Source organism: Leucobacter sp. UT-8R-CII-1-4, assembly GCF_030010235.1.
Classification (GTDB): domain Bacteria; phylum Actinomycetota; class Actinomycetes; order Actinomycetales; family Microbacteriaceae; genus Leucobacter.
On the sequence record NZ_JASCRS010000002.1, the window covers coordinates 120,082 to 136,957 of the forward strand.

Consider the following 16,876-nt stretch of genomic DNA (forward strand, 5'->3'; position numbering starts at 1 on the left):
TCACTATGACTGACACGCACGAGCGTGTCACGCTGGGCCTCCCCCGACGCGTCGCCATCACCGGCGGCGCGTCGGGGATCGGCCTTGCGTGCGCAGAGCTCTTTATTGGCACGGGTGCAGACGTTGCGCTGATTGGCCGTTCACAGGAGAAGTTGGATCACGCCGCCACCAAACTCGCCGCGCTAGCGACAGGTGATGCCAAAGTTCTGGCGATTTCAGCGAGTGTCTCTGACGAAGCTGCCATGAACGCTGCACTGCACACGGTGGCTGAAGCGTTCGGCGGGCTGGACGCCCTCGTTGTCTCCGCGGGAGTCGCTCTAGAAACCGGCAACCTCGTGCCAGAAGCCTCAGTGCGAGCTTTTCGCGAGACGCTTGAGGTGAATGTGCTCGGCGCATTTATCGCGGCGAAAGCGGCGCTGCCCCACTTTGGCACTGCCGAACAACCAAGCATCACGATTGTCGGCTCAGATTCTGGCTTTGTTGCCGTGCCAGGCATGGTGGCCTACAACGCATCAAAGGGCGCGGTCGTGCAGCTGACGCGCGCTCTCGCGGTTGAACTCTATGAGACTCACGGGGTGCGCGTAAACAGTGTTGCGCCCTCTATCGTTGACACTCCAATGGCCCGTCACGACCTAGGCGACGAGGCACTCGACCAAGCAAGTTTTCCGCTACAGCGAGCAGAAGATGTGGCCTGGTCGATTGCGTATCTCGCCAGTAAACGTGCCCGCGCAATCAACGGCCACACCATGCTCTCCGATTTCGGATACACCGGAATGTCGTCGTTCCCGGCCTAAGCGAGGTTCCAGTTCACCACTTCGGCCCCCTGCGCCACGAGCGCATCATTTGCCCGGCTAAACGGTTTCGAACCAAAAAAGCCACGCGAAGCAGAGAGCGGTGAGGGGTGTGCGCTTTCGATCAGGGGCAGCCCCGGCAGCATTGGCGCGAGCTTTCGCGCGTCGTTGCCCCACAGAATAGCTACCAGCGGGCCACCACGCTCAGCAAGCGCACGAATCGCGCAATCTGTCACGGCTTCCCAGCCTCTGCGCCGGTGTGATCCAGCGTCGCCCGCCCGAACCGTGAGCACCCGGTTCAGCAGCAACACACCGTGCTCCGTCCACTGTGTGAGGTCACCGTGCTGTGCCGGCGCAATACCCAGATCGTCGTGCAGTTCACGATACATATTCGAAAGGCTGCGTGGGATCGGGCGCACTTCAGGCGCCGTTGCGAAAGAAAGACCGATCGGGTGCCCTGGGGTTGGGTACGGGTCTTGCCCAACAATCAACACGCGCACACTGGCAAGTGGCTGCGCAAACGCAGCAAGAATTCGATCGCGCGCCGGCAACACCGTATGCCCTGCGGCGCGATCCTCGTCTAAAAAGCTGCTCAATTCATTGAGCTGCTGCTGAACCGGAGCCAGTGCTTCTGCCCAGTCGGCAGCGATCGTTCCGCTGGCTGCGAGATCTCGCAGGTTCATTTCGCCGGACACACCCTCGCTCATGCTTTTGCTTCGAGCGGCCCGCGATGCGTATGAAACACGCTCGACTGCGCGACAGGACGCAACACGATCAGGTCTTGGTTCACGTGGCGCGGCTGTTCAACGGCGCCCGTGAGCACCTGCGCGACGTCTTCGGCGGTGAGTGGCGTGACGTTTTCGTAAGGCTTTTGCGCGGCAGACGCATCGCCGCGCAAACGGTTCAGCGTGAACTCTTCGGTGTGCACGAGACCCGGCGCTACCTCAATCACGCGGATCGGTTCACCTGCGAGTTCAAGGCGCAGCACATTGGTGACGGCGTGAGCCGCAAACTTTGCAGCGTTGTATCCGCCGCCGCCCGGGTACGCATCGTGTCCTGCGGTAGAGGTGAGATTGACAATCGAGGCCCAATTCTCGCCGTCTGATGCTCGCACTGCGTTGCGCAGCACCGGCAGAATCGCCGCGGTCACATTGCGCAGACCAATCACATTGACCTCAAACATCTGCCGCCAATCGTCATTTGAAGAGTGCTCAACTGACTCGGTACCGAGTGCGCCACCGGCGTTGTTTACGAGGGCGATTGCGCCTCCGGTAGCGGCGACCTCATTCGCCAATGCTATTACCTGAGCCTCGTCGGTCACATCACAAACGATCGTGTGCGCTCCGGTCTCCGCGGCGAGCGCGGCGAGGCGATCCGCTCGTCGAGCAACCGCGACGGTTTGCCAACCAAGCTCAGCGAATCTACGTACCGTCGCCGCCCCGATTCCCGAACTTGCGCCCGTGACAACTACTCGCTTCAGCATGATGGCTCCTCACCGCGACCCTCATGGTCGCGCTTTTACACCTGCCAATACTACTGAGCGCAGACACGATTTACCGCGTTATTGCCCGCGCAAAGCCGCAAAAGATTTGCTAGCTAGTTGTCGTTTATGACACCCTGTGTCGGCCCTGTTTGCTGAATCTATTGACTACTCCATACGCTTGAACCACGCAGCAATTGCGCCCCCGATTTTTTGTATTTTTCACCACTTAGCACTCAGCGCATTCACTAGGAGAATCTCATGAGCGATCAGACCAGCTGGAACTTTGAAACCAAGCAGATCCATGCAGGCCAGCAGCCAGACCCAGTGACGGGTTCACGCGCACTGCCAATCCACCAGACCACCGCATATGTGTTCGAGAACACCGACCAGGCCGCGAACCGCTTCGCACTCGCCGAACTCGGCCCGATCTACACCCGCATCACCAACCCAACCCAAGATGTCGCCGAGCAGCGCATTGCCGCGCTCGAAGGCGGCACCGCGGCACTTCTGCTTTCGAGTGGCCAGGCTGCCTCGACCTACGCGGTACTGAATATCGCGCAGGCAGGCGACCACTTCGTTTCGTCATCTTCGATCTACGGCGGCACCTACAACCTCTTCAAGTACACCCTCGCAAAGCTCGGCATCGAGGTCACTTTCGTTGAGGACCAGGACGATCCAGCTGCTTGGCAGCGCGCAGTTCGCCCAAACACCAAGCTCTTCTTTGCTGAGTCGATCGCAAACCCACGCTCAAACGTGCTCGACATTCAGGCAGTAGCCGATGTGGCACACGAAAACGGCGTGCCGCTGATCATCGATAACACCGTCGCGAGCCCCTACCTGGTGCGCCCGCTCGAGCACGGCGCTGACATCGTGCTGCATTCGGCAACCAAGTTCCTCGGCGGCCACGGCACCACCCTTGGCGGCGTGATCGTTGACGGCGGCAAGTTCCCATGGTCGCAGCACGCAGAGCGCTTCCCTGGTCTGAACACCCCAGACGCTTCATACAATGGCGTGGTGTACACGCAGGCCGTTGGTGACCCGATCGCGTTCATCATCAAGGCGCGCGTGCAACTGCTGCGCGACCTCGGCTCGGCCATCGCACCGCAGAGCGCTTGGCAGCTGCTGCAGGGTATTGAAACCCTCTCACTGCGTATCGAGCGCCACGTACAGAATGCACAGAATGTTGCGGAGTGGCTCGATGAGCACGCAGATGTGGCAACCACCTGGTACTCAGGACTGCCAACCTCACCGTGGTACGCCACCGCCAACAAGTACGCGCCAAAGGGTGTTGGTGCGGTGCTCTCGTTTGAGCTGAAGGGCGGCGTTGACGCTGGTAAGGCGTTCGTGAACAACCTGGCACTCTTCAGCCACGTTGCAAATATTGGCGATGTGCGTTCGCTTGTGATTCACCCGGCTTCGACCACTCACTCACAGCTCACACCTGAGCAGCAGCTGACTGCTGGCGTTACCCCGGGCCTGATCCGCCTATCGATCGGCCTTGAGCACATCGACGACATCAAGGCTGATCTTGAGGTCGGTTTTGCTGCGGCACGCGAGGTAGTTGCGAAGGCACGCGCTCAGGCGTAAGTCTCGCTGTCACAAACGGGACCGCTCCACGTCGATTTGATCGATTGTGGGGCGGTTTTGTGTGTATTCGGGGTGTGCCCCGTAATAATTGCGCGCTGATCAGCTTTCTCGACCAGAATAGTGAGCTATGGACTGGCAGACGCCCGAGGACTCGTTCCCGACGGATTTCATTACCGACGCACAGCTTCGAGCACTCATCGGACGCCCGCCAATCAGTGGCGCATGGCGAGACGGCGATCCCATTGGCGACCGCAAGTTCGCCCAGATTGGGTCGCTCAGCACTGAAGCCGGCGAAACAATTCCGCATGTGCGTATGTCGTACGAGAGCTTCGGTGAGCTGAATGCTGCCGGCGACAATGCGATTCTCGTTTTTCACGCGCTCACCGGCGATAGTCATTTGGTGGGCCGCGCGGCTCCCGGGCACCCCACTGATGGCTGGTGGGCTGAGATAGTCGGGCCAGGCAAGGTGCTCGACACTGACAAGTACTTTATCGTCGCACCGAATGTGCTTGGTGGCTGCCAGGGTTCTACGGGACCGGCGAGCCTCGATCCGGAGGGTCGAGAGTGGGGCGGGCGTTTTCCGTACTTGACCATTCGTGATCAGGTACAGGCAACCGCTGCATTCGTTGACACCATTGGCATCAAGAAGTTCGCGGCCGTCATTGGCGGATCGATGGGCGGCATGCACGCGCTCGAATGGGAGTTGATGTTCCCGGGCCGAACCGAAAAGCTCGCGGTGATTGCAGCTCCCCCGGTAACCACCGCCGATCAGATCGGCCTCAACCTGGTGCAGCTTGAGGCGATCCGTTCTGACCCGGCCTGGCGCGGCGGCAATTACTACGACGCCCCCGACGGTATTGGCCCGCACCATGGCTTAGCTACTGCTCGCCGGCTCGCCCTACTCAACTACCGCAGCAATACTGAGCTTGACGAACGTTTTGGTCGAGCCTGGCAGTCGGCGGTGAGCCCGCTCGGTGGCGGCGGACGATTCGCTGTCGAGAGCTATCTTGATTTCCACGGCAACAAGTTCACTCGACGTTTCGACGCGAATAGCTATTTGACGCTTGTGCAAGCCATGAACTCACACGATGTTGGCCGAGGCCGCGGCGGGGTCGAAGCTGCGCTTTCGAAGATCACCTTGCCTACCCTGGTGATGGGCATTCCAAGCGACCGTCTTTTCACTCTCGACGGGCAAGACGTTATCGCGGAGCATTCACCGGGCAATCTTGACGGCGAACTGGCGACGCGTCTCGACAGCCCCTTTGGTCATGACGCCTTCTTGATCGAGTTCGAGCGGGTCGGCGAGGAGCTGTCTCGCCTGCTCGCCCTCTAAGCTGCGGGGCTGCGACATCAACTTCACCAACTATGCTTTGCCGCACGAAGGAGAAATCAACCCAATAGTGCCTACCGCCCGATCCTGCCACCGGCACCTGAATTTCGAACTCGATACCGAGTCTGGCGAGCTGCAATCGGCTCACACTCTCCGCCACAGAATCAGCACGAGGATCGCCCAGCGCAATCACTGACTGTGCTCTACGCGCTCCTCGTTCTCCCGGCATATTGCTCAACAGCCCAGCCTGCGCGAGTTTCCATTCGAGAGCTTGCGGCTCGATGCAATCACGTTGTGTTCCGAATGGCACTCGTAAACCCGCGTCGAGCGCCCCGATCGCCGCTTCGACATTTGCAAACCGCGCAAGGTCGACCATTGTCTTTGACAAGGTCGTCACAAAAAGACCGCCAATTTCGACGACATCGCTCTCCCCTATCGAGCGAGAGCTGTGCCGCATTATTTGTGACGTGCTGCGACCGCAGCGGCCATCAGGAATGCGTAGGTGCACCCGTTCATCTCGCAACCCGAACAGGGGTAGCCCCCAGATCGCAGCTGCAGCGGTGTGGCAGAACACAGGCCGTTGGGAATGCGACTGCGCCGAAACCGCGAGCACCCGCATGAGCAGGCGATCCTCGGCGAACAACTTTTGCCAATACTCGCCCAAGACATAGTTTCCCGGAACTACTCGTACGAGCGCTTGCGCATTCAGCTGCTCTGAGAGTTGCCGTCTGCTCGTGCCGCTTGCGAGCAGCCATTCCCGGGCAAGTAACTGTGCGCGCAATTGCTCGATGCGTTGTTCTCTTGGCTGTAGCTGCATGCCAGCAATCTTGTGGCTGCGCGCACCACAAAAGCTGCGATTCCCCGCAATTTAGCGCTTTCCAAGCAATTCTCACCCTCGCCTCGAACTGTGAGCTACAAACAGCGAAATCGCCTGGTTTTACCGAAACGCACTCTCTTTTGCAGTCAATAAGAGGCGATCTCGGCAAACCCAGGCGATCTCAGTGATGAAGGCTAGCTACTCGTAACGCTGGCGCTTCGTGGCGTCGTGCACCTCGCCAACGAGTTCCTCAATCGCGTCCTCGAGAAACAGCACACCGGTCTCAACACCCTCAGCGTCAACCACGCGCGCCAGATGCACGCCGCGGTTTTGCAGACGCGAGAGCACATCTTCGAGGTCGGTGTCCTCCCGAATGCTCACCATTTCGCGAACCCGCTTGGGCGGAATCGGCTGCATAATGCGGTCGTCGCCGAGTCGCAGCAGATCCTTAATGTGCACATAACCAACAAGCTCGTCGCCTTCGCCGCGCATTGGGTAACGCGAGAAGCCGTGCTTGGTCACCGCCATCTCGATGTCGTTCGGTGTTGATCCGATCGGCATCGTGACGAGGCGGTCGGTCGGCACGAGAATGTCCTGCGCACGCTTCGCCGTGAACTCGAATGCGGCGCTCAACGCACCGCTGCGATCCTCAAGCAGCCCCTCACGAGTCGAGTGGCTGACAATGCCAGCAACCTCTTCAAGCGTGTAGGTACTGTTTGCTTCGTTCTTTGGTTCGATACCGAATAGACGCAGGATCGCATTTGCGATGGCGTTGAGTCCAGCGATGATGTAGCGGAACACTCGCGAGATCCACACCAGTGGAGGGGCAAGCAGCAGCACTGCCTGATCTGGCATCGAGAAGGCCGCGTTCTTTGGCATCATTTCACCAAACACAACGTGCAGGTACGAAACCAAGAGCAGCGTGATCACAAACGCCGAAATCGACACCACCTGCGCCGAAAGTCCGGTCCAGGCGAGCGGACCCTCAAGCAGATGGTGAATCGCGGGCTCAGAAACGTTCAGAATCAAGAGCGAGCACACGGTGATACCGAGCTGGCTGGTTGCCAACATCAGCGTCGCGTGTTCCATTGCCCAAAGAGCGGTTTTTGCGCGCTTTGAACCAGCTTCTGCAAGCGGCTCAATCTGCGAGCGTCGTGCCGAGATCACTGCGAACTCGGCGCCGACGAAGAAGGCATTCACGACGAGCAGCACAACTAGCCAAACAATTCCTGCCCAGTCACTCACAGTGCACCTCCCTTCGTCGAAGGCTCATCTCTTGGTGTACGCGCTGGATCGCCATACTCCCGCTCAAACGATTCGGGCATGGGCGGACCAAAGTACTTCAGTCTCGAGATGCGCCTGCCGTCCATTCGCTCCACTCGCAAGCGAGCGCCGTCCACGAGCGGCACCTCGTCGCCAAGCTCCGGAATACGGCCGAGTTCGCGCAGCACAAAGCCCGCGATGGTGTCGTAGTCATCGCTCTCTGGAATCTCAATACCTGTCTGGTCAAGCACCTCGTCTGGGCGCAGGTCAGCGGGCAGGGTCATTTCCGAGGCGTTGCCGATCACACCAGCATGCGCTCGGTCGTGTTCGTCGGCAACTTCACCGACCAGTTCTTCAACAAGGTCTTCGAGGGTGACGAGGCCGGCGGTTCCGCCGTATTCGTCAACCACAATCGCAAGCTGAAAACCGGTGCCGCGCAATTCTGCGAGCAACTGGTCAAGGCGCATGGTTTCTGGCACGCGCACTGCGTCTTCAACGAGTGCTGCCACCGGAACGTCGGCGCGCTTTGCGCGCGGCACGGCAACAGCTTGCTTCACATGCACCACACCGACGACGTCATCACGATCCTCGTCGATAACAGGGAAGCGTGAGAAGCCGCTGCGGCCTGCCAGTTCGAGCACGGCCTGTGCCGAGTCAAGACGGTGGATGCTCTCGATTCGGGTGCGCGGCGTCATCACGTCTGCGGCGGTGTGCTCCGAGAAGCGCAGCGTTCGATCGAGCAGGGTCGCGGTGTCAGCTTCAAGCAGTCCCGCGTTTGCCGAGTGGCGAACGAGCGAGCTCAGCTCTTCTGCGGTGCGGGCACCCGAAAGCTCTTCTTTCGGTTCAATGCCAATTGCACGCAGCATGCCGTTCGCGCTGCCGTTCAGCACCAGAATTGCTGGTTTGAACACGGTAGTGAAGGCCGCCTGTAGCGGCATCACTGTTTTCGCGGCCTGAAGCGGGCGAGCGAGTGCAAAGTTTTTCGGCACCAGCTCACCGATCACCATTGAGATGATCGTCGCGATCACGATGGCAATTGGTGCGCTAATTGCACGCCGAATGCCCTCTGGCACACCCACTGCCGCAAATAGCGGGTCAAGCATGCGACTAAATGCGGGTTCGAGCGTATATCCAGCGAGCAACGTGGTGAGCGTAATGCCCAGCTGCGCACTCGAAAGATGCGTCGAGGTGATTCGCAATCCACGAATCACACGGTCAAGGCCTCGCTCGCCTTGCTCACGACGCCGCTCAAGATCTTGTCGGTCAAGCGCAACCAGAGAAAACTCTGAAGCGACAAATACGCCTGTACCGACTGTTAATAGCACTCCGATTGCAAGCAGTAACCACTCGTTCACGGGCGCCCCCCTCCGAGATGCCGCGACTTAGCGCGGCTCGTACTCGGGGGGTCGTTGGGTCTTCGACTAGATCCGTCCATAAGAATTAATACTTTACCTGGGATCGCCGGTATTTTGCCGAGAATTTTGTACGATCGCAACACAAATACAGGTGCTTCTCACCTCACACTCAGTGCAATTTCACTCTCTACCGCATTGGAATTTTACTGTCTGATGAATTCCCAGGAACGTGCGCCAAGAACTCAGAGATAGGCGTAGGGTAGATAGCAGTGTGCGCGATGGCTGCGCAAGTGCTCATGGGAGCAGCCCATGGGTTCGTCACGATGAGAGGACTCGCCTTGGCTGAGCGGATGAATGTCACCGGTAACGGAGACTCCGCAGAAGATTTCGGTGCTAACGCCTGGTTGGTCGATGAGATGTACAAACAGTACCTCGTCGACAAAAACTCGGTGGATCAAGCTTGGTGGCCGGTGCTTGAGCGCTATGCCACTACTGGGGGTTCGAATACGACAAGCGCTCCAACCCCGAGCACCAATGCACCTACCTCTACGGCGCCCGAAGCTGCACCAACGCAGCCGACCTCGCGAACAACGAATGCCGCGCCGCGTACCGCGCCGATCCCGGCAGACGCTCCACGCAGCTCGCCGGTAAAGTCCGCTCCCGAGAGCAGCAGCGGCGAAGACGTTGTCACTCCCCTGCGCGGCATGCCCAAAACTCTCGCCAAGAACATGGACGAGAGCCTTTCGGTGCCCACCGCGACCAGCGTTCGCACGATCCCCGCGAAGCTCCTGATTGACAACCGTTTGGTGATCAACAGCAATCTGCGTCGTAGCCGTGGTGGCAAGGTGTCATTCACGCACCTGATCGCCTGGGCGCTGATTCAGGCACTCAAGGAATTCCCAAGCCAGAACGTTGCCTACGGTGAGGTTGATGGCAAGCCATCACTTATCGTGCCTGCTCACGTCGGTCTCGGCATCGCTATCGATGTGCCAAAGCCCGATGGATCGCGCTCACTTCTGGTGCCTGCGATTAAGCGCGCTGACACTCTCGATTTCAACGAGTTCCTCGCAGCTTACGAAGATCTTGTGAAGCGTGCCCGCGATAATAAGCTCACTCCCGGTGATTTCCAGGGCGCGACAATCTCGCTGACAAACCCAGGCGGTATCGGCACTGTTCACTCCGTGCCACGTCTGATGCGCGGTCAGGGCTCAATCATTGGCGCCGGTGCGCTTGAGTACCCAGCAGAGTTCCAGGGCGCTGCTCCTGAAATGCTCAACAAACTTGGTATTTCCAAGACCATCACGCTTACTAGCACCTACGATCACCGCGTTATTCAGGGCGCCGGTTCCGGCGAATTCCTGAAGAAGGTGCACGAGCGCCTCATCGGCGGTCACGGCTTCTACGAAGAGGTCTTCGCCGCGCTGCGTATTCCGTACAAGCCGATCCAATGGGCAAACGATATTCACGTTGATATCACTGGCCAGGTCGACAAGTCGGCTCGCGTGCAGGAACTGATCAACGCGTTCCGCGTTCGCGGCCACCTGATGGCTGACATTGATCCGCTTGAGTACGTGCAACGCACGCACCCAGACCTTGAGATTGAGAACCACGGCCTCACTTTCTGGGATCTTGATCGCGAATTTGTTACCGGTGGTATCGGTGGCCAGCGCTCCATGAAGCTGCGCGACATTCTAGGTGTGCTGCGTGATTCGTACTGCCGCAAGATCGGCATCGAGTACATGCACATTCAAGACCCCGAGCAGCGCACTTGGTTGCGTCAGCAGCTTGAGGTGCCTTACGCGAAGCCGGGGCACGACGCACAGATGCGTATCCTTGAGAAGCTCAATGAGGCAGAAGCCTTCGAGACCTTCTTGCAGACCAAGTACGTCGGCCAGAAGCGTTTCAGCCTTGAGGGTGGCGAGTCGGTGATTCCGCTGCTCGACGCGATGCTGATTGATGCAGCAGAAGACGGCGTCGACAGCGTAGACATCGGTATGGCGCACCGCGGCCGTCTGAATGTGCTCTCGAATATTGCTGGCAAGACCTACGGGCAGATCTTCCGTGAGTTTGAAGGCACTGCCACAAAGACTGGCTCGGGAGATGTGAAGTACCACCTCGGTACCACTGGCCTCTTCACCGCACCAAACGGCACACAGGTGCCGATCCACCTCGCAGCTAACCCGTCACACCTTGAAACGGTTGATGGTGTGCTTGAGGGTATTGTGCGTGCGAAGCAGGATCTCAAGCCGATTGGCTCGTTCACCACGCTGCCTATTCTGATTCACGGCGATGCCGCTATGGCTGGCCAGGGTGTTGTGTACGAGACACTGCAGATGTCTCAGCTGCGCGGTTACCGCACCGGCGGCACGATTCACATCGTGATCAACAACCAGGTTGGTTTCACCACGCTGCCACAGGATTCACGCACCTCGGTCTACTCGACCGACATTGGCAAGGTTGTGCAGACGCCAATCTTCCACGTAAACGGTGACGATCCTGAATCGGTGGTCCGGGTAGCTCAGCTCGCCTACGAATTCCGCCAGAAGTTCCACCGCGATGTGATCATCGATCTTGTTTGCTACCGCCGTCGCGGTCACAATGAGGGTGACGATCCGGCGATGACTCAGCCGCTGATGTACGACCTGATCGAAGCAAAGCGTTCAACCCGTACCCTCTACACCGACGCTCTCGTCGGTCGCGGTGATATCACCTCTGACGAGTACGACAAGGCGAAGCAGGACTTCCAGAGCCGCCTTGAGCAGGCGTTCATGGAAACCCATGCAGCGCAGACCGGCGCGATCCCCGTGATCGATCAGAGCGGTATTGGCGAGACCATCACCGCACCGATCCCGTCGGTATCGACTGTGCCGACTGCGGTTGATCGCTCGGTCGTTGAGCGTATCGGTGAAGCGCACGGTAATACGCCAGCAAACTTCACGGTGCACCCGAAGCTGCAGCAGCTACTCAATAAGCGTCTCGAAATGAGCAAGAGTGGCGAAATCGACTGGGGCTTTGGCGAGCTTCTCGCGCTCGGTTCGCTGCTGATGGAAGGCACTGCGGTTCGCTTCGCAGGTCAGGACGCCCGCCGTGGCACCTTCGCGCAGCGCCACGCGGTCTTCCACGATCGCAAGAACGGTCAGGAGTGGCTGCCCCTTCTGAACCTTTCTGAGGATCAGGCACGATTCTGGATCTACGACTCGCTGCTCTCCGAGTACGCAGCTCTTGCTTTCGAGTACGGCTATTCGCTGCAGCGCGAAGACGCACTTGTTGTCTGGGAGGCGCAGTTTGGTGACTTCGCTAATGGCGCTCAGAGCGTCGTTGACGAATACATCGCAGCCGCTGAGCAGAAGTGGGGCCAGCAGTCTTCTGTGGTTATGCTGCTGCCACACGGCTACGAAGGTCAGGGACCTGACCACTCTTCGGCACGTATCGAGCGTTACCTGCAGCTTTGCGCTGAGAACAACATGACGGTTGCTCGCCCGTCGACCCCGGCGAACTACTTCCACTTGCTGCGTCGCCAGGCATACCAGCGCCCACGCAAGCCACTCGTGGTGTTCACCCCGAAGTCGATGCTTCGTCTACGCGGTGCATCTTCGGCTGTCGAGGACTTCACCGAGGGAACTTTCCAGCCGGTGATCGACGACGCTCAGGCCGAGGCTACTCAGGTCACACGCGTCTTGCTCACCTCGGGCAAGATCTACTACGACCTGCGTGCTGCACTCGATAAGCAGCCTGACCCACGCATTGCAATCGTGCGTGTTGAGCAGTACTACCCGATGCCTGCCACCGAGCTTGCTCGCGTGCTTGCACGCTACGGTAATGCTGAACTCGTCTGGGTACAGGATGAGCCAGAGAACCAGGGAGCTTGGCCATTCATCTCACTGGCTCTCGCAAAGCACCTCGCGAATGACCGTGTTCAATCGGTCACCCGCAAGGCGTCTGCTGCACCGTCAACTGGCTCCGCTAAGGTACACGCAGTTGAGCAGGAGCACCTGATCCGCAAGGCTCTCAGCTTCGATAGCTGAGCCTTCCCCGTTTAAGAAAGCGAGCACGACGTCGTGACAACTTGGCAGATGCCTATTGAAGGACACCGGCAAGATCGTCTTTGGCTAGCGTGGCCCACTACAGGGTACACACTGGGCGAGACTGAAGCCGAGGCCGAGGAGGCCCGCACTACGTGGGCCTCAGTCGCGAACGCCGCAAGCGAGTTTCAGCCAGTGACAGTTGTGGTGAATCCGGGCGATGAAGCGGTAGCGAAACGCTACCTCTCTGGCTCGATCACCCTACTTTCAGCACCGCTGAACGATGCTTGGATGCGCGATATCGGCCCGAGCTTTGTCATTGGCGACGATGGCAAGCTCGGCGCCGTGAACTTTGTGTTTAACGGCTGGGGCGGGCAAGACTGGGCTGAGTGGGATAAAGACCAACACATTGGCCGCATTGTTGCCGAAGCTGCGGGTGCTGTTCGGATCGACAGCGATATGACCAACGAGGGCGGCGGCATTCAGGTTGATGGCACCGGCCGCGTGGTGCTCACCGAAACTGTGCAGCTTGACCCGGGTCGCAACCCCGGATACACCAAAGCTCAGGTTGAAGCAGAGCTTCTGCGCACTATTGGTGCAACTTCAGCTCTTTGGCTCCCCCGCGGCCTCACCCGCGACCACGACCTGTATGGCACTCGCGGTCACGCAGACATTCTGGCGGCCTTCACTACCCCGGACATGCTGCTGATGCACCGCCAAGATTCGGCTTCGCACCCTGACCATGTGATCGCCAAAAACAATCGCGAAGTAGCCGAGCGATACCGTGATGACACCTCTGCCGGCTTTGAAATTATCGATTTGCCTGCGCCAGAAACGCTCCGTGATGACGAGGGTTTCGTCGATTACAGCTACATTAATCATGTGGTGATCAATGACGCCGTGCTCGCATGCGCGTTCAACGATCCCGCTGATGATCGGGCGCTTGGCGTGCTGCGCGAGGCATATCCCGGTCGCGAAGTGATTGGCCTTGACGCGAGACCTCTCTTCGCACGTGGCGGCGGCATTCACTGCATCACCCAGCAGCAGCCAGCCGTTTAGCTTTACTGCTTCACCCCATCTGTATTAACTCAAGGAATTTGTGATGCCTGAAACCAAGCTCTCCCCCGAGCTCGAAGCTGTTGTTGCTGCGGCATCTGCCGCAGCACCCGCTTTCGCTGCCACCGAGCCCGCGCACCGAGCCCGCGCGATTGTGGCGGTCGCCGACGCTCTTGAAGCAGCCAAGCCGCGCCTCGTCGAGATCGCGATGCGCGAGACTGGCCTCACCGAGCCTCGTCTCAACGGTGAAGTCACCCGTACCGCAGTCCAGCTGCGCCTCTTCGCCGAGACTATCGTTGCCGGCGGTTACCTTGACGCGCGCATCGACTATGCCGATCCAGCGTTCGTGCTCGGACCTCGCCCCGATGTTCGCCGCACCCTGCTGCCACTTGGGCCGGTAATCAACTTCTCTGCGTCGAACTTTCCGTTTGCCTTCTCGGTGCTCGGTGGTGACTCTGCCTCAATTCTGGCCGCGGGATGCCCGCTCATCGTCAAGGCTCACTCGGGCCACCCGGAGCTTTCAAACGCGACCGCAGAAATTGCAAGCACGGCGTTGCGCGAAGCTGGCATGCCTGAGGGCATTTTTCATCTGATTCACGGCCGCGAGGCAGGTGTACAGGTGCTGAAGGATCCGCGCATCAAGGCTGGATCGTTTACGGGTTCGATCAATGTTGGCCGCCTGCTCGCTGATATCGCAGCGAACCGCCCCGCACCGATTCCGTTCTTTGGCGAGTTGGGCAGCGTGAATCCCGTGTTCATCACCGCCGACGCTATCGCTGAGCGCGCAGACGAGATCGCGAGTGGTTTGCTCACCAGTGTTTCGGGTTCTGCCGGACAGCTTTGCACCAAGCCCGGCTTCATTTTTGTGCCGGAGGGTGCAGATTTTGAGGCAGCCGTTGTGCGCAGCGAGACACCACTGCCTGAGCACCGTTTGCTCGATCCGCGAATTGCGCAGAGCTTCAATGAGCGCCGTGACGCGATTCTTGGGGCTGCCGGTGTTCGCGCAGTCGTTGCAGGTGGCGTTCGCTTTGACGAGCAGGGGCAGGGCTGGGCGAAGCCGACCATCGTCGCTGTCTCGCTCGACGATTTCCGCGCTAGCCACGACGCACTTGTGCATGAGGCGTTTGGTCCGCTCACCATTCTGGTTGAGACACCAGCGGGCACCGATCTTGCCGCACTGATGCCAGAGTTTTACGAGGGCAATCTCACTGGCACCGTGCACCTAAGTGAGGCTGAAGCAAGCGGCAGCACCGAGAACTTTGGCGAGCTGCGCGCACTCGTTGCCGCTCTCGCAAAGCAGGTTGGGCGTGTGCTGTTCAATGGCTGGTCGACCGGTGTCGCGGTCACCCCGGCGCAGCAGCACGGCGGACCGTGGCCGGCCACCAGCAACGACTCAAGCACCTCGGTTGGTACCGCGGCGATTACTCGTTTCTTGCGTCCGGTGGCGTTCCAGAACGCTCCTGCCGCATTCTTGCCAGTAGCGTTGCGCGACGACAACCCGCTCGGCGTGCCGCAGGCGATTTCGCCCGCAGGCGAGTCACAAAACTGGGGCAGCCTGGTCTAAGTTTCCAAAAAAAGAGGGGGTGAGCGCTGCTCGCCCCCTCTTTTGCGTTGGATCACCCGACCTTTGGCTAAGGCCTCGCCCATAGGGGCCGGGCTACAGAGTTGAATCAACACATACGCCAGCGTGGTATACCATTACGGTATCTACACGGATGCCTGCACAGAGAAGGTGCCACAGATTTGTGACCCCTCTGCGAAAGGCGATCCAGCGTGGATTATTTAGACTCACCTCAGGCCGTTGACTCTCTCATGAGCTTTTTAGCTTTGATTGGCTTTGTGCTGTGCATCGCAATTGTTTGCTACATTTTGAACGGCATTTTTCAAATGCGTGCGCTGCGTGCTGCGGGCTATCAGCATCCAGAGGCAGCCTGGATTCCAGGGTGGAACACCGTGGCTCTGTACGAACTTGGCGGCATTCGAGGCGCCTGGGCTTGGGCTGCTTTGTTTTGGTCGGCTCTCATTGTTGGCAACCTGATTCCAGTCGCCAGTTCGACCGTGAGCGTCATTGTTGGGGTCGCAATGATTGCGATGCAGGCCTGGTGCGCGAAGACGGTACAAGAAGCTTCGGGGCTGCGCAGCCCAGCGGGAATTGTGCTTGGCGCGCTCGTGCCACTCGCCTGGATGATTTGGATGGGCATTCGCCTACCCAAATCCGGGTTTGATGCAAAACACGCGCTTTCCGCTGGCACGACTTTCCCTATCCCGCTATTTCGAAAGTTGAGTGATCCGAGCGATCGATTTGAGGCGCAGGACTAGGTCGCTTGGCGAATGTGGGCGGCGAGAATATCTGGCCGCTGCAGGGGTATCCCGTGCCCGCATCCTGCGACCACCTCAGCTTCGCCTGACGGCAGCAGCCCGGCGAGGATAGCCGCCGAATCTCGCATTAAGCTTCGCTCGTTTTCGCCAACGAGCACGCGCGTCTTGCCGGGAAATTTCGCCCATGCCGCAGGCGGCATAAAGCGAATGTTTTCGCCAACACTGTTCAGCAGTGTTGCTTTCGAGATACTTCGCGAGGTGCGCAAATAGTCGTCGAATAGGTCTGCACCGATGAACAGTTCTTTTGCCTGAGCCTTGGCAAACCACTCAAACTTAGCGAGCGGCGCGGCAAGACTGAGCATCGCTCTGGTTGCTGAGGGCAAGGGCAGTGGTTTTGCTTGCGCACTCACAACGATTGCGCGATGCACCAGGTCGGCGCGTGCTGCTGCAAGCCCAACCGCCAATTGCGCACCGAGCGAAAAACCAAGCACGGTGACGTCTTTGGCCGCTCTGTTTGGTAGCGACTGAAGGAACGACTCAAGTTGGTTTTCGATCAGTGGCAGAGTTCTGGCATGTGATTGGTAGTCGACACTGGCGCTGCGGTCGTGGCCCGGGAGATCGGGCAGTAGATAGTTGAATTCAGTGCCGAGTTCGGCCAGCAGCGGCTGCCACATCCAACTGGCAACACCACCGCCGTGCAGCAAGAGCAGCGTTCGATCGGCGGTATTGTCGACTCGGGTCGCAAACAACCGATGTTCGTGCTGTTCGTCAAGCATTTGCCGCTCCCCCGTTTGCCTTCCTTCAAGGCTAGCAATCGGCGAGGGTTTCCGAGTTGGTGCGGCTCGCAATAGTC

Annotated in this window: 12 protein-coding genes; 7 read left to right on the forward strand and 5 right to left on the reverse strand. The window is 59.1% G+C overall.

Translation table 11 applies throughout. The features are described from left to right. Positions 1 to 5 precede the first annotated feature (5 nt). Positions 6 to 794 (forward strand): SDR family oxidoreductase, encoded by a 789-nt coding sequence (locus tag QBL02_RS05550; protein WP_282725399.1) that lies wholly within the window; start codon positions 6 to 8, stop codon positions 792 to 794. On the opposite strand, the gene QBL02_RS05555 is transcribed toward QBL02_RS05550, so the two are convergent. Both QBL02_RS05555 and QBL02_RS05560 read right to left on the reverse strand, forming a co-directional pair. Further along, on the reverse strand, positions 791 to 1,498 hold the full coding sequence (locus QBL02_RS05555; protein ID WP_282725400.1) for a uracil-DNA glycosylase: 708 nt from the start codon (positions 1,496 to 1,498) through the stop codon (positions 791 to 793). The genes QBL02_RS05550 and QBL02_RS05555 overlap by 4 nt on opposite strands. After that, the gene (locus QBL02_RS05560) at positions 1,495 to 2,274 is read right to left on the reverse strand and encodes an SDR family NAD(P)-dependent oxidoreductase (RefSeq protein WP_282725401.1); all 780 of its coding nucleotides are present in this window, start codon (positions 2,272 to 2,274) and stop codon (positions 1,495 to 1,497) included. Before QBL02_RS05560 ends, QBL02_RS05555 begins: the two co-directional genes overlap by 4 nt. A gap of 258 nt (positions 2,275 to 2,532) precedes the next feature. On the opposite strand from QBL02_RS05560, the gene QBL02_RS05565 reads away from it, so the two are divergent. Together QBL02_RS05565 and QBL02_RS05570 are read left to right on the forward strand one after the other, a co-directional pair. After that, positions 2,533 to 3,861 carry a bifunctional o-acetylhomoserine/o-acetylserine sulfhydrylase gene (locus QBL02_RS05565; protein WP_282725402.1) on the forward strand — a complete coding sequence of 443 codons (1,329 nt, stop codon included), beginning with the start codon at positions 2,533 to 2,535 and terminating at the stop codon, positions 3,859 to 3,861. A 127-nt stretch (positions 3,862 to 3,988) separates the two neighbouring features. Further along, positions 3,989 to 5,194 (forward strand): homoserine O-acetyltransferase, encoded by a 1,206-nt coding sequence (locus tag QBL02_RS05570; protein ID WP_282725403.1) that lies wholly within the window; start codon positions 3,989 to 3,991, stop codon positions 5,192 to 5,194. A gap of 1,012 nt (positions 5,195 to 6,206) precedes the next feature. On the opposite strand, the gene QBL02_RS05575 is transcribed toward QBL02_RS05570, so the two are convergent. Further along, positions 6,207 to 7,253: a hemolysin family protein gene (locus tag QBL02_RS05575; RefSeq protein ID WP_282725404.1), complete on the reverse strand. Its 1,047-nt coding sequence runs from the start codon at positions 7,251 to 7,253 to the stop codon at positions 6,207 to 6,209. Continuing rightward, positions 7,250 to 8,626: a hemolysin family protein gene (locus QBL02_RS05580; protein WP_282725405.1), complete on the reverse strand. Its 1,377-nt coding sequence runs from the start codon at positions 8,624 to 8,626 to the stop codon at positions 7,250 to 7,252. Before QBL02_RS05580 ends, QBL02_RS05575 begins: the two co-directional genes overlap by 4 nt. Before the next feature lie 350 nt (positions 8,627 to 8,976). Here QBL02_RS05580 and QBL02_RS05585 point away from each other — a divergent pair, with 350 nt between their 5' ends. From QBL02_RS05585 to QBL02_RS05600, 4 genes are all read left to right on the forward strand, one after another. Continuing rightward, positions 8,977 to 12,651, forward strand: coding sequence for a multifunctional oxoglutarate decarboxylase/oxoglutarate dehydrogenase thiamine pyrophosphate-binding subunit/dihydrolipoyllysine-residue succinyltransferase subunit (locus QBL02_RS05585; RefSeq protein WP_282725737.1), 3,675 nt, complete (start codon positions 8,977 to 8,979; stop codon positions 12,649 to 12,651). A 48-nt stretch (positions 12,652 to 12,699) separates the two neighbouring features. After that, positions 12,700 to 13,707, forward strand: a complete 1,008-nt coding sequence (locus QBL02_RS05590; protein WP_282725406.1) for an agmatine deiminase family protein — start codon at positions 12,700 to 12,702, stop codon at positions 13,705 to 13,707. 43 nt (positions 13,708 to 13,750) lie between these two features. Next, complete coding sequence (locus tag QBL02_RS05595) at positions 13,751 to 15,268, forward strand: aldehyde dehydrogenase (NADP(+)) (protein ID WP_282725407.1); 1,518 nt, start codon at positions 13,751 to 13,753, stop codon at positions 15,266 to 15,268. Between the two features lie 209 nt (positions 15,269 to 15,477). Then, on the forward strand, positions 15,478 to 16,023 hold the full coding sequence (locus tag QBL02_RS05600) for a hypothetical protein (protein WP_282725408.1): 546 nt from the start codon (positions 15,478 to 15,480) through the stop codon (positions 16,021 to 16,023). Here QBL02_RS05600 and QBL02_RS05605 read toward each other — a convergent pair. Beyond that, a complete protein-coding gene (locus QBL02_RS05605) occupies positions 16,020 to 16,799 on the reverse strand; it encodes an alpha/beta hydrolase (protein WP_282725409.1) in 780 nt (259 codons plus the stop codon). The genes QBL02_RS05600 and QBL02_RS05605 overlap by 4 nt on opposite strands. Positions 16,800 to 16,876: the final 77 nt, after the last annotated feature.